We start from the raw sequence: 23,470 nt of genomic DNA on the forward strand, positions 1-23,470 counted from the left end.
GCTACGGTTTTGAAATTTTGCCTTTGTAGGCTCAAAAACGTTAACGTATGAAAAATATAATTACAATAGCCGGGCTCCTCTTACTTGGTTACAACGCCACTGCTCAAGTTGGTATTAACACCACAGCCCCTGACCCTAGCAGCGTGTTAGATATTGCAAGCACAGAAAGCGGTCTTCTAATTCCAAGAATGACCCAAGCGCAAAGGGACGCTATTGCCTCACCAGCAAATGGGTTATTAATTTATCAAACCGACAACACAGCTGGTTTTTACTTTTACGATGGACTTACTTGGTCCCCATTTACTGAGGCTGGAGACGCAGATTGGTATGAAATTGGCACGACTACAGCACCCGATAACATAACCGATGATATTTTTACACAAGGAAGGATGGCCCTAGGTAAGACTACTGTGGGTTCCACAATGTTAGACATAGATAACATCAATAGGGAATCTGCTATTACCATAAATGGGAATAGTAGTATTGCTAATAGTTATGGTTTACACAGCATTCTAGATGGCACTTCGATAGTGGCTGGTGTATTTAATGAATTGGCTGGATCATCAACTGGGAAATTTGGTATACGCTCTGAGTTTACTGGGTTAACTGGAGGTGGAATTAGCGTGGGTGCCAACAGTAGGTTTGAAAGTACTGGTTCTGCAAACAACTACGGAGTTTACAATACCTTTATAAGCACGTCTTCTACAGGTGCAATTATCACAGGTGTTCGGAACTGGTTTCACCCATCAGGAAGTTATACAGGTACGATTAGAGGTGTTCAAAACGATATGTTTAATAACAATAACGGGCTACAGATTGGAACAGATAATGAAATGACCGGAACAGGAAGTGGTGCTAAATATGGAACAAGAACCATCATAGCAACAACAGCTGGAGGTACCCACTATGGCTTGTACAGTGATGTGCAAAATGCCACTGGTTATGCTGGATATTTCCTAGGGAGAACTTCACTTGGTACTGGAACTACAAACCGCTATTTAATGCCCGCCACAGATGGCACCAACGGACAAATAATGACTACCGATGGTTCGGGAAATGTTTCTTTTCAAGATACTGTCGAAGACGCTGATTGGTATGAAGTGGGTGGTACTAACACTCCTAATGCCATTACCGATAATATTTATACACAAGGCAACGTAGGTATTGGAATTAACAATCCAGACAACCCATTACATATTGGCACCATAAGCAGCTTCGACCTAAACTATGACAATACCGGACAAGATGGGGTTTTTATTACGGGTGGAGGAGATAATAGTGGTACTAATGCAGTTGGTGGTTCTATAAGTTTTGGTCCGCCATCAAGTACACGGGCAGAACATAGGAAATCTAGTATTTCTTCTGTTCAAACTTCTGGCGATGTAGATCATACCGGGCTTGCATTTTATGTACATGGTAATTCCATAAATCAGAGTCCGATGGCAGAAGCAATGCGTATTACTCACGCAAGAAATGTAGGTATAAACAACACCGACCCTTCTGCAAATCTCGATGTAATTGGTACCATGCAATTTGAAGATGGCAACGAAGCTGCGGGATATGTACTTTCTTCTGACGCTAATGGAAACGCAAGTTGGGTAGATCCCGCTACCATTGGTGTTGGTGCTCAAAGAATAGATGATCTCTTGGATGGCAAAAGCGATAATGACGGTTCACAAGATGGTTCGTCAATTTACCTCGGTATTGGTGCGGGTACTTCAGACGATCTTTCTGATAATAGAAATATTGGTATTGGATACTTATCCTTAGAAGATAATGTTAATGGGTCTCAAAACACAGCCATTGGATACAATGCATTACTAAACAATATCGATGGAACAGCAAATACAGCCGTAGGTTCTGCTAGTCTAGATGCAAATACTACAGGAATATGGAATACAGCAGTGGGGCAAGAAGCGCTCTCGGCAAATGTAGATGGTGCGTATAATACGGCTGTAGGAAAAGCTGCTCTACAATCCACATCAAATGGTAATTCTAATGTGGGAATTGGAGTTAATGCATTATCTGCAAATACTAGTGGTAATTTTAATACTGTGATAGGAGTTGATGCTGCTACAGGTCTATCGGCTAGCAATAACACAATTGTAGGCCGAAGAGCCATGAACTCATACACGGCTGGTGGAGAAAATGTGGCAGTAGGATCTGGAGCAGGTTATTACGGGAGCGGTATACAAAATACTTTTATAGGGACAAATGCTGGTAACCAATTAGGCACTATGGAGCGCAATGGTAGCGTATTTTTGGGCTATGGGGCAGGATCTAGCGAAACAACTAGTAATAAATTATATATCGAAAACAGTACTGCAAATGCAGACAACGCTCTTATCTATGGAGAATTTGACACTAATATTCTAAGAACCAATGGTGAATTACAAATAGGAAACCCGACAGGAACAGGATATGCTTTGCCAACCAATCAAGGAACAGCAAATGCCGTGCTCACTAGTAATGGAGATGGCACTACACAATGGTCGGCGCCCGCTCCGTTAACAAATTTGGATTATCCAGATGGGTTTAATGGCTTAACACCTGTACTAATTGCAAATCTTCAAACCACTAACTATACCGTACCTGCTGGACAAAATTTATATATCACAGGTATACACAGCCCTGGTACAGTAGGAAGTCTATCCATTAATGGTGCTATTATTGCTTATGGCGCTTTAAATGATATATATACTCCAATTACAAAACCAATTATTGCAGGTGCTGGAGATATAGTTAGTTCAGATACTAATGCAACTGGACTCAACGGCTTTCTTGTTTCTGCCAATGTAACTCCTATTACACAAGAGGTTACTACGGTGTCTTCATATACAGTTCCGGTAGGAAAAATTTTAATTATTTTAAGCGTAAACAACAATGCAAATGCGCATGGTTTTTCTCAAGTTTTTATTGACGGAATTAATATCTATGTTGGTTCTGGTAATGACGGTGGGGTTTCTGCTGGCGATTTTTTAACTTCATTTCACCAACCTTTGTTCGTTAATGCTGGGTCTGTGTTAACTTCAAATAATTCGTTACGAGATTACAACTTCAATGGTTATTTAATAGACAACTAATACCATTCTCAAGAGGCCCAAATCCTTGAGAATAAAAAAGACCGCTTTGAGGAGGGCGGTCTTTGTCTTTGTAAGAAATTTAAATGAGTTACGTAGCGAATATTTTCTCACCACTTGCCTCTTGAGCCTTAAATTTTTGAACTAAAGCCAAAGCATCTGGCACCACATCACTACACAAAATAATAAGCGAGCCTTTTTTGGCATTGTTTACCGCATGGGTTATGGCTTCCTTTTCTGACGGAATTATAGTTGTCTTTATTTTAGGGTTTGCCATTTTTATTCCATCGTCTAACATTTTGATAAGTTCTTCTTCGGTTTTTCCTCGCAACCTTTTATCCTGACGAATTATTATTTCATCGCTCATTTCGGCAGCAATACTACCTATCATGTTATTATCTTCTTCTCTCCTATCACCTATACCTGCAATAATGCATACTTTATGTGTTGCTTCAAGATTATCAGAAAACTTCTTTAAGGCTCTCATTCCGGCTGGATTATGAGCATAGTCTAGCAAAATGCTGAAATTTTCAAATTTAAAAAGATTGAGTCTCCCTGGAGTTTGGGCAGCAGATGGAATAAATGTTTCTAGTGCTACTTTCATATCTTCTATACGAATGCCTTGTACATGAGCTGCTAAGACAGCCGCTAAGACATTCTGAATCATAAATTCGGCCTTACCTCCGTAGGTTAAAGGGATATGTTCTGCTTTCATAACACGCATTTTCCATTCGCCTTTACAGATAGTAACATAACCGTTTTCGTAAACCGCTGTTAATCCACCACGACGTTGTAATGCCTTTATTCTTGTGTTTTCTTCGTTCATAGAGAACAATGCCAAATTACAATTTATACTACGACGCATTTCGTATACCAAATCATCGTCTGCATTTAAAACGGCATACCCATCTGGTAATACAGTTTCTGGTATCACTCCTTTTACCCTAGCTAATTGTTCAATGGTATGAATTCCTTTTAAACCAAGGTGATCGGCGGCAACATTAGTTACCACTGCAACATCGCAGTTTTTAAATCCAAGTCCTGCACGAAGTAGTCCGCCACGCGCACATTCTAATACGGCATAGTTAACTGTTGGATCTTTGAGAACAAACTCTGCGCTTGCTGGTCCTGTACAGTCACCTGTCATTAATAGCCTGTTTTGTATATAAACACCGTCACTTGTGGTGTAACCAACGCGATATCCTTTCATCTTTGCCATATGAGCAATTAACCTACTGGTTGTTGTTTTTCCATTAGTTCCTGTAATTGCGGTTATGGGAATACGCCCAGTATCTCCTTGTTTAGGGAATAATTTATCGATAACAGGGGCTGCTACATTTCTAGGTAAGCCTGTAGTTGGCGCCAGATGCATTCTAAACCCAGGGCCTGCATTTACCTCCAATACTGCACCTCCAGTTTCTGAAAGTGGCTTAGAGATATCGTCGGTCATGATATCAATGCCGCAAATATCTAAATCAATAATTTTAGATATACGCTCTGCCATACTCACATTTGCTGGATGAATAATATCTGTAATGTCTTCTGCTGTTCCTCCAGTACTAAGATTGGCCGTGTCTTTTAAAATAAGTATCTCGCCTTGATCTAGCACAGAGTCCAGACTTTTACCTGCGTCTTTTATGATCGTTTTGGTAAGATCGTTTATTGTAATTTGTGTAAGCACTTTTTCGTGCCCATACCCTCTTCTCGGGTCTTTATTTACTTCAATGATTAAGTTTTCTACCGTAGATTTTCCATCGCCAACAACATGAGCCGGAGTTCGTTTTGCTCCTGCAACCAATACATTGTTTATGACTAACAATCTATAATCTTCTCCTGTAATAAATTTTTCTACAATTACTCTTCGGCTAACTTCTTTAGCGGCATGAAAAGCTACCTTTGCTTCTTCAAGATTTTGTATGTCTACTGTAATTCCACGGCCATGATTTCCATCTATCGGTTTAATCACCAATGGAAAACCTACATAACGGCATGCTTCCTCTAAGCTTCTTTCGCGACTAATAATATCGCCCCTTGGGACCTCAACTTCGGCTTGCTCTAATAAATATTTAGTGTCTTCCTTATCACATGCTAATTCTACACCAATCGAGGAAGTTTCCGAAGTAACCGTTGCCTGAATTCTTTTTTGATTCGCTCCATAACCTAACTGGCAAAGTGAGTATTGATTAAGACGAATCCATGGTATTCCTCTACTTTCAGCCTCTTCTACAATACTTCCAGTACTTGGCCCCAACCGAGAAGACTCGCGCAATTCGCGCATGCGTTGAATGTCTGGCTCTAAATCGTAGTCTTCTGCAGCTATAAGTGCCTCGCAAATCTTTACAGACGCTTCGGCAGCATATCTTCCTACATTTTCTTCCATATAGCTAAAAACTACATTGTATACACCTACTTCTCCATAGTCTCTAGTTCTTCCGAAGCCCGTATCCATACCAGCTAATGTTTGAATTTCTAAAGCGATATGTTCTATGATATGCCCCATCCATGTTCCCTCTTCTACACGCTGAAAAAAACCTCCTGGCTCACCCACGCTACAACGATGCGAATACATACTAGGAAACATTTCCTTCAGTCTATCTAAAAACCCCGATATCTTGTTTGATGGAAATTCTTCCATATTCTCAAGATCTAGCACCATTACAATTAATTTGTGACGTCTTACAGACCAATAATTAGGGCCACGCATGGCGTTTATTTCGCGTATTTTCATAAAGAGATTGGTTTAGTGTTTGGTGAATGTAATTCATAAAAATATGGATTTCTTTCAACAATTGCCCTACTTTTGCATATATATAATATTTAGTATGAAAGCAAAAGGTACACTCATCCCTATTGGTGGAAATGAAGATAAAGGCATTGATGAAAATGAAATCTACCATTTAGAATTTATTGAGGCAGGAATTCTCTCTCGCGTGGTAAAAGAAGCTGGTGGGGTTAATGCAGAAATCATCATTATACCAACCGCCTCTAGTATTCCAGTAGAAGTGGGTGAAAATTACCTGCAAGCCTTTGGCAAACTTGGTTGTACTAATTTATTTGTGATGGATATTCGTGAAAAGGAAGATAGCAGTAAACCAGAATATATTGCTCGTATGAAAACTGCAGCTTGTGTTATGTTTTCTGGTGGAAACCAATCTAAAATTACTCGAAAAATAGGTGGCACCATATTACATGACATTATGTTAGAGCGTTACCAGAACGAGGCTTTTGTTATTGCAGGAACAAGCGCAGGTGCTATGTGCATGAGTCATGAAATGATTACTGGCGGGAGTAGTCAGGAGTCTTTTATTAAAGGAGCTGTTGGCATGAATAAAGGGATGAGTTTTATCCCAGAGCTTATTATAGACAGTCACTTTATTAGACGTGGCCGATTTGGAAGAATGGCAGAAGCCGTTGCTAAGTTCCCGAATCTCATTGGTGTTGGTTTAGCCGAAGATACGGGTCTCATTATAAAAGATGGAAAGTTTGAAGTTCTTGGCTCTGGTATGGTAATTTTATTTAATGCACGAAAGGCCAAACACAATAATCACCACTTGTTAGCTGAAGGTACGCCAATGTCGCTAACCAATCTAAAAACACATATTTTGGCAAACGGTGATCGCTTTAATATTAAAAAGAAGCGGGTGAATATCTCACCATTTGAATTGCCCGTAATAGAGGGTTAACTATAACAAACCATGAATTCTTGGGAACTCATTTTTTTGTTCTTTGCGTTTCAATCGATGCTTTTCGCAGCATATTTTTTCTTGCGAAATCGAGGCGATACGCTTTCTAATTGCTTCCTAGGCGCCTTTTTAGTCCTTTTTTCACTCAATTTAGCCTATAATGTACTGTATTGGTCAAAATTACTGTTCACACCAGCTTATGTAGCATTGTTCGGGTATCTGTCACTTATTTGGATAACGTATCCTATACTTATATATATGTATGCTAGAAGGGTTGTTACACAAATTAAGGTTGGGGTTAAAGACCTTGTACATCTGCTCCCAATACTATTTGTTTTTTGGTGTTACTCCCCCATTTACTTTTTATCTTCCGAAGATAAACTTGACATTTTAACTCAAGGTAGAACGGGTGAATACATTCACCTTAGTCCTTATATTGTTTGGATTATTTCTGCGTTTCTCATCTTTTATACCTGTTATACATTTTTCTCATTTCGGAGGAAACCCATTGGGCAAAACAAAAAGAAATGGTTGTATTGGGTCTTGGGAGCTTTTAGTTGTTATGTAATTGCTATGGTAAGCTATTTCTTAATTTCACGCTTGGGTCACATTACCACAGAAGACGACTATGTAATTATGTATCTTATTGTTCTTTTTATTGGGGTAATGACTTATTTCGCTCTCATGCAACCAGCCATTTTTGAAGGGTTAAAACTAGAACATATTATTCCTTTTGTTAAGTACAAAAAAACGGGACTAACCCCAAAACACTCTAAAGAACTAAAAAAGGAGCTTTTAAGTTTAATGAGAATTGAGCAGCCCTATCTAGACGGTAATCTTCGCTTAGATGATCTTGCCCAGCAATTAAACATTTCCCGACACCATATGTCGCAGATCATTAACGAACATTTTGACACTAATTTCTTCGATTTTGTAAATTCTTATCGCATTGAAACGGCGAAGAAATTGTTAGAAAATGATGATACCAAAACAATTACTGACGTAATTTATGCCAGCGGATTTAACAACCGTGTTTCTTTCTATAAAGCCTTTAAGCGCCATACTGGTGCAACACCAAGCACCTATAAATCTGTCGAGGATTAGCATTCAGAACAATCAACTCTTCGTTTATAAATTACGTGGTATGGAGGTGTAAACGTTTATAAGCAATAACATACCTTGCCAAATTACCTGTTTTCTTAGCATTCTAAAATTAGAACACTATGAAACATTTACACTTTATTATTTTATTCGCTTTGAGTCTGTCTATGAACGCTCAAGTTACTGTTACAACTATTACTCCAGCTTTTAAAGGAAGCGGTGGGTTATCTCTAGATACCGATGGAAATCTGTATATAGGTGACTTTGGTGATATGCTTGGAGGTGCAGATCCCGATGGAGAACCAAATTTCGTAATGAAACTAGATTCAGATTTAAATCTCACAGTTTTTTCTCCAGACTTTACTGGAGCATCAGGAAATGCATTCGATAACAACGGAGTACTTCACCAAGCAGACATTAGAGATAATGCCATTTACAAAGTTATAAACGGAGCGCGAGAACTTGTTACTGCAGATGGTATTGTTGCCCCAGTAGGTATTGCCTTTGACAGCAGTGGAAATTTATATGTGTGCAACTGCGGTGATAACACGATTAGAAAAATTACTCCCGCTGGCATTTCTACATTATTTAGTTCTGGAACTATGTTTGCATGCCCAAACGGTATGACCATAGATGGTGATGACAACTTATACGTTGTTAATTTTTCTAATACAAACATCGTTAAAATTACACCCGACGGCACGCCAGAAATAATTGCAAACACCCCCGATGGTAATGGTAACGGTCATATAGATTACGACCCAAACTTCAATGTACTCTACATTGCCAATTATGCTGGAAACCAAATTTTCTATCTTCCAATTGGCAGCTCTAAAGTTGTTTTATTGGCAGGCTCGGGAGTACGGGGCAATGACGACGGTGCGGCTTTAGACGCAACTTTTTCTACACCCAACGGGATAGCAGTTTCGGAAGATGGTAATGTACTTTATGTAAATTGCGCAGTTCCATTAAATGGAGCAGTAATTAACCCTCAAGTAATAAGAAAAATAGAGGGCCTGACAACACTTTCGGTTTCTGAGAATAGGTTGAATGCTGGCCAAGTAACTGTATTTCCAAACCCTGCAGAACACGAAATCACTTTTCAACTTGAAGGGATTTCGGGACACGATACGCTGTCGTTAGAAATTTACGACACGCAAGGCAGGTTAGTTCATAATCAAAACGGAATAGCAATTCACGAGTCTAAAATTTCAGCAACCATCTCGCTTGAAAATTTTGCAACGGGTACCTATGTATATACATTAAGCAGTGTCAAGGAATCACTGTACAGTGGAAAATTCTACAAAAATAGGTTGTAAAAGGTATATTTAGATATAAGCACAAATAAAATTACACGCCAGCCTTGCTACAATCTCAATAAAATTGAACCATTGTTAAAATCAGGCTGGCTAAGTAAGCATCCCTTTTCAACATAAACAAAAAACACTATCTTATGGTATGAAAATATCTGGAGCTATAACTGTTAATAGTACTCAAGAAAAAGTGGCTCACTTTTTTGCAGACCCACAATACTTAAAGTACTATCAAGACGGTTTTATTAGAAAAGAACGCGTCTCGGGTACGGTTGGGCAAGAAGGTGCTATAGCTATGTTATATTACCAAAATGGGAGGCACACTATTGATTTAGAAGAAACCATTACTAAAAATGAGCTTCCAAACTTATTTGAGGCCAAATATCATCATAAGCATATGGACAATACTATGAAATGTAGGTTTGTAGCAATTAACGACCATCAGACGAGGTATGAATATGAGTATTTGTACACACGTATGACGCTTATGCCTAAAATAATGTCTTGGATTAATCCAGGAATGTTTAGTAAACCTCCTAAAAAATGGTTACAACAGTTTAAGGAGTTTGTTGAAAAACAATGATTACTTATAGATTTTCACCTCGCTCGTTCCCTTAGATGTCTTCATGGCTCTGTACATTCCTTCTGTATTAAACGGCATGGCAATAGTTCCGTGGGCGTCTACGGCAATTAAACCGCCATCGCCTCCAAGTTTTAGCACTCTATTTTGAATGACTTCTGAAGCAGCTTCGGAAAGCGTTAAGCCTTTATACTCCATCAAGCAACTTACATCGTAAGCAACTACGCCTCGAATAAAATATTCGCCACTACCCGTGCAACTTACAGCACAAGTTTTGTTATTGGCATAGTTTCCGGCACCAATCATTGGACTGTCTCCAACTCGCCCCCATTTTTTATTCGTCATTCCACCCGTTGAAGTAGCAGCAGCAATAGTGCCAAAAACATCACAGGCCACGGCACCTACCGTACCAAACTTAGAATCTTTCTTCACAGAATGATCTAATTGAAACGCATCACTCCCCTTTAAATCCTGCCATTGCCGATAGCGCAGTTCATCATAGAAATATTGCGATGTTACGATATCATAATTGTTTTCCTTAGCAAACTTCATCGCTCCTTCACCAGCAAGAAACACATGTTCACTCTTTTCCATAACGTCTCGTGCCAAACTCACAGGGTTTTTAATTCCGGTGATTAAAGAAACCGCTCCCGCTTTTAACTCCTTCCCTTCCATAATGGCAGCATCCATCTCATGGGTGCCTTCGGCGGTGAAGACACTCCCTTTACCTGCGTTAAACAAATGAGAGTCTTCCAAAACTTTTACAGCTGCCTCAACTGCATCGAGTGATGTTCCCTTCTTTTCCAAAATGGAATAGCCCGCATCTAGCGACTCTTGTAATGAGAGCTTATATGCTGCTTCTTTTTCAGCGGTCATTTGTCCTTTTAGCAAGGTTCCTGCACCTCCGTGAATGGCGAGTGAAAATGTTTTCATCTTACATCTAAATTTTGGGGAAATTACAAATCACAATACTATTTAGTAACATAGAAGTAAAATTTAATTTAAGCAATTTTTGAATTTCCAAATTACTTTTGTTTCGATTACTTTAGAATCATATAGTTGGGCATCGTACAACGTAAAGTTAAACCGCTTTGAGGAGAGCGGTTTTTCTTTGTCAACACATCTTTAATTACAACAAGATTTCGATAATTCTTAAAGTTTCAGCTTTAACCAATTTTTCTTCTAATTAGCTTTTCCGAAGTGATAAAACACATAAAGTTTATAAAAAACACATTTAAAAAAAAACAGTACCTTGTTCATTCACCAAAAGGTCGTTCTTCTTGAAAGCACTATTTATTTTATTAGTACCCACCATTTTATGGAGTCAAGATATCTCTGAAAAAGAACGATTAAAGAATGCCATAGATACAACCTCTTCTATCCCAGAAAAAGTACAAGGTTATGCAGATTTAGCCTGGGAGTATATTATTACTGAAAACGATAGTGCCTTGATATACGCCAATAAGGCCTTACTCTTTTCGCAAAAAAATAAGTATCCGCTTGGTGAGGCTATTGCTTTAGAGACAAAAGGATTGTACCACGAAATTGCCACCGGAAATTACGATTTGGCAAGTACTTTTTATTTTGACGGCATTGCTGTTTGCGAAACACATAATCTAGAATATTCCTCTTCTATTTATCACTCTCTTGGGGTTATGTTTCATACCTCAGACGGATTTGAAAAGGCTTTAGAATATTACACCATAGCCTATGAGGGCGCAGTATCGTCTGGAGATTTAGTACTGCAAAAAAAATGCCTTATTAATTTAGGCTCTGTTAATTCTTCACTCGAAAATTTCGATAAAGCTGAAAGTTTTATGCGTGAAAGTTTAAGCTTAGATGTAAGAAAAGAAATGGATTATAGTACCTATGCGAATCTCGGGTATTTATATGTAAAGAATGAAGATTTTGAACAAGCCTTACCTATGCTTGAAAAAGCCACCGAAATCCACCCCGACAATCCAGATTCTGAAATAAATCTCTACTTTCTACTTCATGCAAAAGCAGAACTAAAAGACACAACAGGCATGAAACCTGTATTACAACGGGCAAAAAATGCGTTAAACACAGTGGTTGGTTTGCGGGATAAGAGCTTATTGTTGCGAAATTTAGCCGACTATTATAAAATGGCAGGCGACTACAAGCAAGCACTAGACTATAGAGATGAGTATGTAACTGTATTTGAAGAAATTAAGGAGAAGCAGCGAGACGAAACAGTCTATAATCTGGAAACGCAATACCAAACTGAGAAAACAGAACGCGAATTAGAAAAAAAAGAGGCCGCTCAAAAACTTTTGTATTGGATACTTGGTTCTACAGGTTTGTTGCTCACAGCTATAACCTTCTTCTTCTTAAAAAACAGAAAAAAAAATGCCCTACTGGCAAAGCAGAAACGTATACTTGAAGCAACCGTTGATGAGAAAAATGTCTTACTAAAAGAGACACATCATCGCGTTAAAAACAGTTTTCAAATTGTATCATCACTTCTCTATTTGCAGTCTGAGACCATAAAAGATAAAGAGGCGAAAATAGCCATGCAAGAAGCTCAAAATAGGGTTCGCTCTATGGTGCTAATTCATCAAAAATTATACAGTAAAGACCAGTTGGTAGGCATAGGCACTAAAGAATACTTTACAGATTTAACTAATGATATCTTTGAAAGTCATCAGTTTGAGGACCAAGCAATTCAATACACTTTAGATGTTGAACAATTGGTTTTAGATATTGAAACAATTACTCCAATAGGACTGATACTAAACGAGCTTATTACCAATGTTATTAAACATGCATTTAAGCCTGTTACAGACATAAGTGTTATGCACATTCAGTTTAAAAAACAAAGAGAACAATTGCTTTTAAAGGTGAAAGATAATGGCCAGGGAATGTCAGCAGAAATAAAAGAAAGCTCGTTTGGAATTCAGCTCATAAAAGCTCTTGCCAAAAAATTAAAGGCAACAATAACATTCCCAGATCAAGCACAATCAGGTACCTGTGCACTTCTCGAGATTAGACGATTTAATGAACTATAAGTCGCTCACTAAAAATATTCCTACCTTCACTAAATAGTTTTAACCACATCTGTAATTAGTATTAGTTTCCATTTTGAAATTTAAAAAGAAACATGTGAAAGCACTTAACATCTACATTGTGGAAGATGAACCGCTAATTACTGCTACAGTTGAAACTGCTTTAAAAAAACAGGGATTTAAGGTACTTGGCGATAGTGACGAATATGATGAAGCCTTAGAACAAATTGACAAGCTTGGACCAGATCTTGTCTTACTCGACATCCAGCTAGAAGGAGCGCTGGACGGCATTCATTTAGCACAACAGTTAGATGAACGAAAAATACCTTACTTATACTTAACTTCACAAACAGACCCCAATACCATTGCTCGCGTAAAAGATACCCATCCGTTAGGCTATATTGTTAAACCATTTACAGAAGCCGGTTTGCGAAGTAATATTGAATTAGCCTGGCACAATTTTTCGTTAACGGCCGAAGATTTTATTCTCTTAAAATCTGAGGGGCGAACCCATAAAATTAATCAAGCAAGCATCACTCATTTAAAGGCTTTCGACAATTATTGCTATGTGTATACAACGTCAAACCAGTATCTTGTACCTCACACGTTAAAGCATACTTCGGAAAAATTAAATCTTCAAAATTTTATACAAACACATAGATCGTATTGGGTTAATTTAAAACGAATTACAGCAACAGAGAAAAATATGGTTTATGTTGGGGAAGAGACCATTCCATTGAGCAACTCGAATAAAGAAAAGCTCTTCAAGAAACTCGAGCTGTTATTACTTTTTGGTTGGATTCTATTATAAAACTTCAATTTTTACGATAATAATTTACTAGAAAACTTTCATTCACTAAAAAAAACAATTCGCTCACTAAATAGAATTGTCCTGTTGTTACGTGCCTCCTACATTTATAGTAATTTAAAAATCTATCCTTTTTTTGCCCCCCATTAAAAGTAACTATGGCCACACCTACTCGGCCGAGATTTAAAATTATCACAAATGAAAAATGCATTAGTACTTATACTATTATTTTGTATGTTCAAAATAAGTACCGCTCAAGTTGGAATAGGAACAGTTACACCAGATGGCAGTTCTATTTTAGATGTCGCTTCTACTGAAAAAGGTCTTTTAATACCTCGTATGACACTTGGGCAACGAAATTTAATTGGTTCGCCAGCAACAGGTCTGCTAATTTACCAAACCACTAATACACCAGGATTCTATTTTTACAATGGTAGCGTATGGGTTAACCTATCGGCAAGTGCGAACTCATGGAATATTCTAGGTAATTCTGGCACCAACCCCTCATCCAACTTTTTAGGTACCACAGACGCGCAAGACATTGCATTTAGATCTAACAATATTGAAAAAATGCGCCTAACACAACTTGGTCAACTATCATTTACAAATGCTAGCAATTCAATATTTATTGGTACAGAAGCTGGAGAAAACGACAACCAAACAGACAACACCAATATTGGATTAGGATATAGAGCATTATTCAACAATTCCAACGGTTACGACAATATCGCCATAGGTAGACTTTCTTTAACAAACAATACAACCGGGCGCGACAATACAGCAATAGGTGAAGAAGCCTTAATCAGTAATTTAACCGGATTTGATAATATTGCACTTGGCGATAAACTATTAACTGCCCTTACCTCTGGCGATAACAATATTGCCATTGGCGATAGAACGCTTATAGCTACAAATGGCAGCTATAACTTAGCCATTGGGAGCAGTGCAGGATCTGTAAACACAGGTAGTGGCAGCATATTTCTAGGGTATTTTGCAGGAGCTAGTGAAATAGGCAGTAACAAGCTGTACATCGAAAATAGCAACGCCGACGCCAATAACGCATTGATTTACGGAGAATTTGACACAAACACACTACGTACCAACGGACAATTTCAAATAGGAAATCCAGCTACGTCAGGATACGCACTGCCAACAAATCGAGGTACAGCAAACCAAGTACTTACCTCTGCAGGAGATGGCACCACAAGTTGGCAATCTGGTTCTGGAGGCGCCCAAGAGATTAACGACCTTACTGACGCTAAAACCGTATCGAGAAGTGTATACCTTGGAAATGGTTCTGGAAATAATGATAACAGCGGAGACAAACAAAACACTGCAGTTGGCGATGATGCATTAAGAAACACAAATAGTGGCATTCAGAATGTAGCTATTGGTGAATCAACAATGCTAAATAATACTTCTGGAGAACGAAATACTGCCGTTGGTCAGTCTTCGATGCGAAATAATTCATCGGGAAACAGAAATACCGTCATTGGTGAAGATGCTCTTTATAGTAATTCTTCTGGAAGCGGAAACGTAGCTATCGGAAACCGAGCAGGTTATGGCGAAACAAGTAGTAATAAATTATATATTGAAAACTCAGACGCTAATGCAAACAATGCTTTAATTTATGGAGAATTTGACACAAATATAGTACGTACAAATGGTGAACTTCAAATAGGAAATCCTACAGGAACTGGATATGCGTTACCAACAAATCAAGGAACAGCAAATCAAGTACTTACAACTGCTGGCGATGGTACAACAAGTTGGGGCGATGTAACGGTTGTTGAGGTTGACGGCGACGTCACCAACGAAATCCAAGACCTGAGTGTAGTTGGAAATGAAATTCAAATCTCAGGAGGTGGCGCATCCGCTAGCCTGAGAGCCTTTATGAATCCAAAATTTCCAGATGGTATGGCAGGTGCGCAACCAGTTACACATCGATTCCCTTCTTCATACACAGTACCCGCAGGAAAAAACTTTTACATAACTCAGATTTATAGTGTAAATCCTGCCGCTTCATTTTTAGTAAATGGAATCGTTATGAAATTTGGTATGGAAAATAGATCCGCAGCCCAAGGCTTAGCGAATCCAATAATTTGCGGTTCTGGAGATGTTATTACAACCGCTGGAACGATGGGAACGTCGGTTCGAATGAATGGCCTTTTGGTAGACGCTGGGGTTACTCCTGTTACTGGTAATACTGATAATTATACAGTACCAGCAGGAAAAATGTTTGTCCTTTTTGGGGTAAGTAATGATGCAGCAAATCTTATTTCTATTTCAAGGTTAACGGCTGGTGTAACTGAAACGCTTTACCAAGGGCAGGGAAATAATAATACATCAACTTATTCTATACATTGGGCATTTCAAAACCCAATGTTTTTTGACGAAAATGAAGTTTTACAGATTTTAGGCACTGGAACAGAAGGGTTTAATGGGTATCTGATTGATAAATAGAATTAATTTTACCAATTTAGTTCTAAGTGGAGAAAACCCATTGTAAGCCATTTGCAGGGAATGGCTTTTTTTATTTTCTGAAATTACCATATTCTGACGGGTTCTTTTTACATTTGACAGAACAACACCTGCAACATGTCTGAAAAAAAACGCCTCTTCTTAGTTGATGCCTATGCCCTTATATTTCGTGGCTACTACGCTTTTATAAAAAATCCTAGAATTAATTCTAAAGGTCAAAATACAAGCGCCATTATGGGTTTTATGAATTCCCTTATAGACGTAGTAAAGCGTGAGCGTCCAGACCATCTTGCCGTTTGTTTCGACAAAGGCGGTAGTGTAGATAGAGTTGAAATGTTTGAGGCCTATAAGGCCAATCGAGATGAGACACCAGACGATATTCGCTCTGCGATTCCAATTATATGTGACATCTTGGAGGCAATGAAAATTCCAATTGTAGTAAAAGAAGGTTTTGAAGCGGATGATGTTATTGGCACCCTTGCTAAAAAAGCCGAAAAGGAGGGCTATACAACCTTTATGGTCACCCCCGACAAAGATTTTGCGCAACTTGTTTCTGAAAATATCTTTATGTACAGACCTAAATCTTTTGGTGGTGGTTATGAAACATGGGGCATTCCTGAAGTACAAAAGAAATTTGAAGTTGAGCGTCCAGAACAGGTAATTGATTACCTAGGAATGATGGGCGATGCAAGTGATAATATTCCAGGTCTACCGGGCGTAGGTGATAAAACGGCCAAGAAGTTTATTGCGGCCTTTGGCTCTATGGAAGGCTTGCTAGCCAATACAGATCAGCTTAAGGGAAAGATGAAAGAAAAGGTAGAAGCTAATGGAGAACTTGGCTTGCTTTCTAAAAAACTAGCAACAATTATGCTTGACGTTCCTGTAGAATTTCACGAAGAAGATTTTGAAATGTGTCCGCCAGACACCCAAAAGGTGATGGACATATTTGATGAGTTAGAATTTAGAAGACTAAAAGATAATTTCTTGAAAGCATTTTCTGTAGAAGGCATGGCAAGCCTAGGCACAGAGCATCAGCCTAAACCTGAGAAAGACAGCACAGAAGCAAAAAAACCGAAACCAGTCGCTAAGCAGTCGTCTAACGCTGGTCAAGGTCAATTCTCACTCTTTGGTGGTGATGGTGAAGCTACGGCAGATGTGCAAAGCTTTAGCAGTAGAAAAACAATAAAAGATACCGAGCATTTTTATCAGACCGTTCAACATGGGATGGGCACGAAATTATTTCTTCAAAATTTAATGAAGCAACCTTCTGTCTGTTTCGACACAGAAACAACGGGCTTAAATCCAATTACCGCAGAACTAGTTGGAATTGCATTCTCATGGGAGGCAGGCAAAGGGTTTTACCTTCCGTTTCCGGAAGAACGAGAAAAAGCCCAAGAGCTTATAGAGCTACTACGACCGTTTTTTGAAAATGAAGAAATTGAAAAAATAGGTCAGAACCTAAAATACGACATAAAAGTTCTTCGGAAATATAACATTTCAGTAAAAGGGAAGCTGTTCGACACTATGTTAGCACACTACCTAATTAACCCCGACATGCGCCACAATATGGATGTTCTTGCTGAAACATACCTTAATTACACCCCCGTATCTATTACAGAACTTATTGGCAAAAAAGGTAAGAATCAAAAATCGATGCGTGACGTTTCAATAGAAGAACAGACTGAATACGCTGTAGAAGACGCAGATATTACCCTTCAGCTTAAAGAACATTTTGAAAAAGAATTGGGTGAAGCAAACACTAAAAAGTTATTCGATGAAATAGAAGTGCCACTACTTCGTGTTTTAGCCGACATGGAGCTAGAAGGTATTAATCTAGACGAAAATTTCTTAAAATCTCTTTCTTCAGAATTAGATTCGGATATAAAAAACTTGGAAAAGGCAATTTATGAAGAGGCTGGCGAAGCATTCAATATTGCTTCCCCAAAGCAGTTGGGTGAAATTCTCTTCGGAAAGTTAAAGCTCATTGATAAACCGAAAAAAACGAAAACTGGACAATACTCCACCGCAGAAGATGTCTTGAGCTATTTAGCAAAAGACCATAAAATTATAGCCGATGTGCTCGAATATCGCGGACTTGCAAAATTAAAAAGTACCTATGTAGATGCCTTGCCAGAACAGGTAGAGCCAAGCACCCAACATGTGCACACAGACTATATGCAGACCGTGGCAGCCACCGGAAGGCTAAGTAGCAACAATCCGAACCTGCAAAATATCCCAATACGTACCGAACGCGGTAGACAGGTGCGTAAAGCTTTTGTTCCCAGAAACGAAGATTACGTGCTTCTGGCAGCAGATTATTCGCAGATTGAGCTTCGTATAATTGCTGCATTAAGCCAAGAAGACACCATGATAGCCGCTTTTAAGAATAATGAAGACATTCATACCACCACAGCTTCTAAAGTGTTTAATGTGCCTTTAGATGAAGTTACTCGAGAGCAGCGCAGCAATGCAAAGACTGTCAACTTCGGAATTATATACGGTGTTTCAGCTTTTGGTCTTAGCAATCAAACAGACCTCTCACGAGGAGAAGCAAAAGATCTTATTGAAACCTACTATAAAACATACCCAAAACTTCGAAATTACATGAGCGAATTGGTAGATTTTGCTCGAGACAATGGCTATGTGCAAACGGTTTTAGGCAGACGTCGCTACCTCAACGGAATTAACGGTAGTAATCAGGTGGTTCGGGGAGCTGCAGAACGAAATGCGGTTAATGCACCTATTCAAGGAAGTGCAGCAGATATTATTAAAATAGCCATGATTAATATTCACCGTAAACTTTCCGAAGGAAATTATAAAAGTAAAATGTTGCTGCAAGTACATGATGAATTGGTATTTGACGTGTACAAACCTGAATTAGAAGCAATGAAAACTCTCATCAAAACTGAAATGGAGAACGCTTATACGTTGAATGTCCCACTAGATGTAGAAATTGGAGTGGGTAACGATTGGTTAGAAGCCCATTAATACTACTATAATATGTTTATAAAGCACAAGCCAATGCATTAATTGCATTGGCTTGTTACATATAGATAAGTAGGTAGTTTTAAAGCTAAATATATGTTGTAATTTTAATAGCGGTGCGCTTCGTAAATTATTACTAACGGTTCACTTGCTAAGTAAGAATCTACATTCAACACAAAGCCTGTTGCAGTGAATGATGTTACTCGTGCGGTGGTTAGACCTAATTTTACCGCATCTTGGTTAGCATAACGCATTCCAATACAGTGATTAGGCGAAGCATACCTAGAAATATTATTTATGGATTCTCCAGACCCTCCACCGTTGATAACTTGTTGCTCTATGCTCCCACCGTTGTTATTAGCATACCCTTTCATGTAACCGAAAGAATTATCTTTATTATTGCTACTAGATCCAGTAGTGTCTAATGTGTAAGATTCAATATTTGCATATGCCGTAAAAGTTATTCTTTTTGGTGTAAACCCTACATTTATAGTAACATTACCAGTACCGTTTATGATTGTTTTACCAATAGCAGCACTTGCTGAATCGTCTATTAATTTTGCCCATCTAGCACCATTCCAATGGAAAAAACCAGCTTCAGAGAGCCCAGCAGCTCCAGTATTATAAACTAGTGTACCTACTACTATTGAGGCTGAATTTGGGCTCACAACTGTGGTAACGTCGGTAGTTGAGGTAAGCGCAACTCTTGGAATAAGGATACCATTATTATTTGAAGAAACATCTAAAGCAGCTTGGGGATTTACACTTCCTATACCTACTTGAGCATGTATAGAAAAGCTAAGAAGCATTAGTAGAAAAAGGGATACATTTTTTAACATAGTTATTGGGGATTAAATTCTGACTACAAAACTATAACATATAACGAAAATTCTTACGTCTCAGATGTTCTGAGATGTCTCTTTTCGGTGACTAACATTGTATTTTCGACAAACCAATAGTTTTTTCAATCCATTTATGAAAGTTTTAGGGTTTTTATAAGGACTTTTAACGAACGGAGCGCAAGGATTAGAATTAAAAAACACAAGGAAATCTTAGCATATGTGTATTTTTAAAAGATGAAAAGAACACTTCAAATTAGTAACATCATTGCCTTCATCGTAACCATCTACTTCAACTATGCATCCAGCACCGGAGTTTTTAACGATACTACACAGGCAACCATGAGCAACAACTATCAAACGTTATTCACGCCAGCTGGATATGCATTCTTGATCTGGGGCGTTATTTACTTGTTGCTATTTGGTTTTGTTTTTTATCAGTCGCGAGGTCTTTTTATTACTGTTAGGAATAACGATTTTATACTAAAAACAGGTTGGTGGTTTGTCTTCAGTTGTGCCGCTAATAGTCTCTGGTGTTATTTGTTTGTTTCAGATTACATTTTGTTTTCAGTCATTGTTATCTTCTTACTACTATTTTGTTTGCTGAAAATTGTACTGAACAATCGAATGGAATTAGACGATGAACCTATTTCGGTAATTGTGTTTTTATGGTGGCCTTTTGTTCTTTATAGTGGTTGGCTTACGGTGGCTTGTATTGCTAACGTTTCAACCTATCTTATTAAAATTGGCTGGGATGGTTTTGGTGTTGCGCCTGAACTATGGACAATTACTTTAATTGGTATAGCAACCTCCATAAACCTTATCGTAACATGGAAACGTAATATGCGAGAATTTGCATTAGTAGGTGCTTGGGCACTCTTTGCAATTGCTATTGCCAATTGTGAAACTAATGAAGCAATAAAAATTACAGCATGCATCGCTGCAGGGATCTTAATTATAAGCAGTAGTATACACGCCATTAAAAATCGAGAGACAAATCCTGCAAGAAAATGTATTGCATATTTTAAAAACTAGTAACTTTAGAACATGCACAACCAAAAAGAACTTTTTAATCTAGACAAACAAATAACATACCTCAATGGCGCATACATGTCGCCACAACTTAAATCTGTAGAATCTATTGGTCTCGCTGCTTTGACCAAAAAGAGTAATCCTCATCTGATTTCTGGCGATGATTTTTTTACTGAAAAAGTAATATTGAAACAACGTTTTGCCCAATTAATTGAAGTCCAAGATTTTGAGACCATAGCAATAATTCCATCTGTTTCATACGGAATTGCAATTGCAGTAAATAACATTCCTTTTGAGCGTGGCGATGAAATAGTGGTCTTAGAAGAGCAGTTTCCGAGTAATTACTATGCTTGGAAAGCGTTAGAAGCCGAAAAGGGTGTTATTATTAAAACAGTTGGAGCACCCGAAATAAAATTAGGTAGAGGAGAGCATTGGAACCAACGTTTATTAGAAGCCATTTCACCAAAAACTAAATGTATTGCCATACCTCATTGCCATTGGGCAGATGGCACACTTTTTAACGTAAAAGAAATTAAACTACGAAGTGCAGAAGTAGGAGCATATTTGGTAATAGATGCTACGCAAAGCGTGGGTGCCTTGCCGTTTTCTGTTGCCGAAATACAACCCGACGCCCTAATTTGTGGTGGTTACAAATGGTTAATGGGACCCTATGGCTTAGGTGTTGCATATTTTGGCGAGCGATTTCATCATGGAAAACCGCTTGAAAACAACTGGATGAACCACATTGGGTCTGAAAACTTTTCAAATTTGGTGAATTACAACCACACCTTAAAACCAAAAGCAACCCGATATGATGTAGGGGAAAGCAGTAATTTTATACTTACTCCTATGCTTTCTGAAGCTATTAGGCAGCTTACTAATTGGCAGCCAAGAAACATTCAGCAGTATTGTAAAGACATAACGAGTAGCGCAATCTCACAGTTAAAAAATAAAGGATATTTTATCGAGGAAGACGATTTCCGAAGTCATCACCTTTTCGGAATCTATCCTGCAGCCAACAAAAACATAGAGCAGATAAAAGCGCATTTGGCTGATAAGAAAGTTTTTGTTTCGTATCGCGGTAAAGCAATTCGGGTTTCACCTAATGTATACAACAATGAAGCAGATCTAGACAAACTAGTTAGCTGTTTAACCTAACAAAAATTTCCTCACTTTTAATTAAACCATTCCTCGAATATCATTACCCCAAGTTGGATAGGCGAAAACCATCTCTTTGAGGGCTGCTGTTTCTAATTTTCCGCGCATTGCTAATACAAACAAATTAATCATTTCTGCGGCGTGCATACCACAAATGTGGGCTCCCAAAATAAGATTTCGCTCTTTATCTACAATAGTCTTATAGGCATATACAGCTTCTCCATTTTGTTTAGCATTAAACCAATTCGGTACATTTTTATACTCAACAACGTAGGCTAACCCTTGCGCCTTTACTTGGGCTTCTGTTAATCCAATTGAAGCCAATTGAGGCAGGGTAAATACCACCGAAGGTACTGGCGGGCAATCTAGTCTCGTAGTGTTTCCTTCTCTAATATTTTTAGAAACAACCCTAAACTCATGCGAAGAAACAGGGGTTAATGGCAATGTTCCACTAGCCGAAACATCGCCACAAGCATACACATTTTTATTAGTGGTGTTCTGCAAGTAAGAGTTCACCGAGATTCCTCCCTTTTCAAATGCAACATTGCCCTTTTCTAGGTCTAAATCTTGTATACTTGGTACGCGTCCTGCGGTATTAAAAACGGCCTTTGCTTTACAACTTAAAGTTTTCCCGTCTTTTTTATAGGTAACACGAAAATTAGTTCGCAACTTTTCAACCTTCGTGGCTTGGGCATTAAATATGAAGTTAATGCCAAGTTCTTCAGAACGTTGGGTGAGATGAAGAACCAAATCCTTGTCAAAATTTTCTAGGGGTCTGTCTCCCGCTTCTACAATAGTGACCTTAGCACCAAAGCGAATGGCAACATGGGCAAATTCCATCCCGATATAGCCAGCACCGATAAAAATAATTTCATCTGGAAGCTCTGGTTGATGCAAAAAATCTTCGCTCTTTAAAAGATATTCTCGTCCGGGTATCTTAAGTTCCATTGGTCTTTGTCCCGTTGCTATCACAATTTTGTCTGCTGTAACAGTTTTACCTTCTACGGAAAGCGTCTCTTCATCTAAAAACTTAGGAGACTGATGATACATGGTTATTCCTTCTTTTTTTAAGGCTCTTTCTGTTGCGGCAGGTACGGCATTTGTAAACTGTTCTTTAAACTTCTGAAGATTCTTCCAGTTTAGTTTAGGTGTGTTAGAAATTCCTTTACCCTTTAAGTTTTCTGCCATTTGCCATACTTGTGTGGCCCCGACCAACACTTTTTTTGGGTCGCAACCTCGATTGGGGCAGGTACCCCCGTACTCACGGTTGTCTGCAATTGCTACTTTCAGACCAGCCCTTGAACAATCTTTAGCAACACCTTTGCCTGCGGTGCCTGTTCCTATTACAAATACGTCGAAGTGTTCTGCCTTCATATTTGAAATT

The 23,470-nt window shown here is 38.5% G+C and carries 15 protein-coding genes; 11 read left to right on the forward strand and 4 right to left on the reverse strand.

The features are described 5' to 3' along the window. The first annotated feature begins 47 nt into the window (after nucleotides 1-47). Nucleotides 48-3,083 (forward strand): beta strand repeat-containing protein, encoded by a 3,036-nt coding sequence (locus G5B37_RS08690; protein ID WP_164679648.1) that lies wholly within the window; start codon nucleotides 48-50, stop codon nucleotides 3,081-3,083. Between the two features lie 88 nt (nucleotides 3,084-3,171). Here the strand turns inward: G5B37_RS08690 and cphA are convergent, their stop codons facing one another. Beyond that, a complete protein-coding gene (cphA, locus tag G5B37_RS08695) occupies nucleotides 3,172-5,808 on the reverse strand; it encodes a cyanophycin synthetase (protein WP_164679649.1) in 2,637 nt (878 codons plus the stop codon). A gap of 94 nt (nucleotides 5,809-5,902) precedes the next feature. On the opposite strand from cphA, the gene G5B37_RS08700 reads away from it, so the two are divergent. The 4 genes from G5B37_RS08700 to G5B37_RS08715 all read left to right on the forward strand — a co-directional run bounded on the left by G5B37_RS08700 (nucleotide 5,903) and on the right by G5B37_RS08715 (nucleotide 9,760). Next, nucleotides 5,903-6,763, forward strand: coding sequence for a cyanophycinase (locus G5B37_RS08700; RefSeq protein WP_164679650.1), 861 nt, complete (start codon nucleotides 5,903-5,905; stop codon nucleotides 6,761-6,763). Nucleotides 6,764-6,775: 12 nt separating this feature from the next. Continuing rightward, entirely contained in the window at nucleotides 6,776-7,867 is a 1,092-nt protein-coding gene (locus G5B37_RS08705) for an AraC family transcriptional regulator (protein ID WP_164679651.1), read from the forward strand. Nucleotides 7,868-7,986: 119 nt separating this feature from the next. Beyond that, entirely contained in the window at nucleotides 7,987-9,183 is a 1,197-nt protein-coding gene (locus tag G5B37_RS08710; protein WP_164679652.1) for a T9SS type A sorting domain-containing protein, read from the forward strand. Nucleotides 9,184-9,322: 139 nt separating this feature from the next. Beyond that, nucleotides 9,323-9,760 carry an SRPBCC family protein gene (locus G5B37_RS08715; RefSeq protein WP_164679653.1) on the forward strand — a complete coding sequence of 146 codons (438 nt, stop codon included), beginning with the start codon at nucleotides 9,323-9,325 and terminating at the stop codon, nucleotides 9,758-9,760. Here G5B37_RS08715 and G5B37_RS08720 read toward each other — a convergent pair whose 3' ends face one another. Continuing rightward, the gene (locus tag G5B37_RS08720; RefSeq protein ID WP_164679654.1) at nucleotides 9,761-10,690 is read right to left on the reverse strand and encodes an isoaspartyl peptidase/L-asparaginase family protein; all 930 of its coding nucleotides are present in this window, start codon (nucleotides 10,688-10,690) and stop codon (nucleotides 9,761-9,763) included. A 347-nt stretch (nucleotides 10,691-11,037) separates the two neighbouring features. On the opposite strand from G5B37_RS08720, the gene G5B37_RS08725 reads away from it, so the two are divergent. The 4 genes from G5B37_RS08725 (at nucleotide 11,038) to polA (ending at nucleotide 19,060) form a co-directional block, all read left to right on the forward strand. After that, nucleotides 11,038-12,786: a tetratricopeptide repeat-containing sensor histidine kinase gene (locus tag G5B37_RS08725; protein ID WP_164679655.1), complete on the forward strand. Its 1,749-nt coding sequence runs from the start codon at nucleotides 11,038-11,040 to the stop codon at nucleotides 12,784-12,786. 94 nt (nucleotides 12,787-12,880) lie between these two features. After that, nucleotides 12,881-13,594: a LytR/AlgR family response regulator transcription factor gene (locus tag G5B37_RS08730; RefSeq protein WP_164679656.1), complete on the forward strand. Its 714-nt coding sequence runs from the start codon at nucleotides 12,881-12,883 to the stop codon at nucleotides 13,592-13,594. A 195-nt stretch (nucleotides 13,595-13,789) separates the two neighbouring features. After that, nucleotides 13,790-16,054, forward strand: coding sequence for a beta strand repeat-containing protein (locus tag G5B37_RS08735; protein ID WP_164679657.1), 2,265 nt, complete (start codon nucleotides 13,790-13,792; stop codon nucleotides 16,052-16,054). Between the two features lie 135 nt (nucleotides 16,055-16,189). Next, the gene (gene polA / locus G5B37_RS08740) at nucleotides 16,190-19,060 is read left to right on the forward strand and encodes a DNA polymerase I (protein ID WP_164679658.1); all 2,871 of its coding nucleotides are present in this window, start codon (nucleotides 16,190-16,192) and stop codon (nucleotides 19,058-19,060) included. Nucleotides 19,061-19,164: 104 nt separating this feature from the next. Here the strand turns inward: polA and G5B37_RS08745 are convergent, their stop codons facing one another. After that, the gene (locus G5B37_RS08745) at nucleotides 19,165-19,896 is read right to left on the reverse strand and encodes a hypothetical protein (protein WP_164679659.1); all 732 of its coding nucleotides are present in this window, start codon (nucleotides 19,894-19,896) and stop codon (nucleotides 19,165-19,167) included. Nucleotides 19,897-20,133: 237 nt separating this feature from the next. Here G5B37_RS08745 and G5B37_RS08750 point away from each other — a divergent pair, with 237 nt between their 5' ends. Next, complete coding sequence (locus G5B37_RS08750) at nucleotides 20,134-20,931, forward strand: tryptophan-rich sensory protein (RefSeq protein ID WP_164679660.1); 798 nt, start codon at nucleotides 20,134-20,136, stop codon at nucleotides 20,929-20,931. A gap of 12 nt (nucleotides 20,932-20,943) precedes the next feature. Next, the gene (locus G5B37_RS08755; RefSeq protein ID WP_164679661.1) at nucleotides 20,944-22,086 is read left to right on the forward strand and encodes an aminotransferase class V-fold PLP-dependent enzyme; all 1,143 of its coding nucleotides are present in this window, start codon (nucleotides 20,944-20,946) and stop codon (nucleotides 22,084-22,086) included. Nucleotides 22,087-22,107: 21 nt separating this feature from the next. Here the strand turns inward: G5B37_RS08755 and G5B37_RS08760 are convergent, their stop codons facing one another. Next, nucleotides 22,108-23,460 carry a dihydrolipoyl dehydrogenase family protein gene (locus G5B37_RS08760; RefSeq protein WP_164679662.1) on the reverse strand — a complete coding sequence of 451 codons (1,353 nt, stop codon included), beginning with the start codon at nucleotides 23,458-23,460 and terminating at the stop codon, nucleotides 22,108-22,110. Between the last annotated feature and the right edge of the window lie 10 nt (nucleotides 23,461-23,470).

Source organism: Rasiella rasia, assembly GCF_011044175.1.
Lineage (GTDB): Bacteria > Bacteroidota > Bacteroidia > Flavobacteriales > Flavobacteriaceae > Marinirhabdus > Marinirhabdus rasia.

Excerpts from the sequence above, each read along its gene's own strand:
- G5B37_RS08690 (WP_164679648.1), top strand. The coding sequence starts at position 48 with ATGAAAAATATAATTACAATAGCCGGGCTCCTCTTACTTGGTTACAAC.
- cphA (WP_164679649.1), bottom strand. The coding sequence starts at position 5,808 with ATGAAAATACGCGAAATAAACGCCATGCGTGGCCCTAATTATTGGTCT.
- G5B37_RS08700 (WP_164679650.1), top strand. The coding sequence starts at position 5,903 with ATGAAAGCAAAAGGTACACTCATCCCTATTGGTGGAAATGAAGATAAA.
- G5B37_RS08705 (WP_164679651.1), top strand. The coding sequence starts at position 6,776 with ATGAATTCTTGGGAACTCATTTTTTTGTTCTTTGCGTTTCAATCGATG.
- G5B37_RS08710 (WP_164679652.1), top strand. The coding sequence starts at position 7,987 with ATGAAACATTTACACTTTATTATTTTATTCGCTTTGAGTCTGTCTATG.
- G5B37_RS08715 (WP_164679653.1), top strand. The coding sequence starts at position 9,323 with ATGAAAATATCTGGAGCTATAACTGTTAATAGTACTCAAGAAAAAGTG.
- G5B37_RS08720 (WP_164679654.1), bottom strand. The coding sequence starts at position 10,690 with ATGAAAACATTTTCACTCGCCATTCACGGAGGTGCAGGAACCTTGCTA.
- G5B37_RS08735 (WP_164679657.1), top strand. The coding sequence starts at position 13,790 with ATGAAAAATGCATTAGTACTTATACTATTATTTTGTATGTTCAAAATA.
- polA (WP_164679658.1), top strand. The coding sequence starts at position 16,190 with ATGTCTGAAAAAAAACGCCTCTTCTTAGTTGATGCCTATGCCCTTATA.
- G5B37_RS08745 (WP_164679659.1), bottom strand. The coding sequence starts at position 19,896 with ATGTTAAAAAATGTATCCCTTTTTCTACTAATGCTTCTTAGCTTTTCT.
- G5B37_RS08750 (WP_164679660.1), top strand. The coding sequence starts at position 20,134 with ATGAAAAGAACACTTCAAATTAGTAACATCATTGCCTTCATCGTAACC.
- G5B37_RS08755 (WP_164679661.1), top strand. The coding sequence starts at position 20,944 with ATGCACAACCAAAAAGAACTTTTTAATCTAGACAAACAAATAACATAC.
- G5B37_RS08760 (WP_164679662.1), bottom strand. The coding sequence starts at position 23,460 with ATGAAGGCAGAACACTTCGACGTATTTGTAATAGGAACAGGCACCGCA.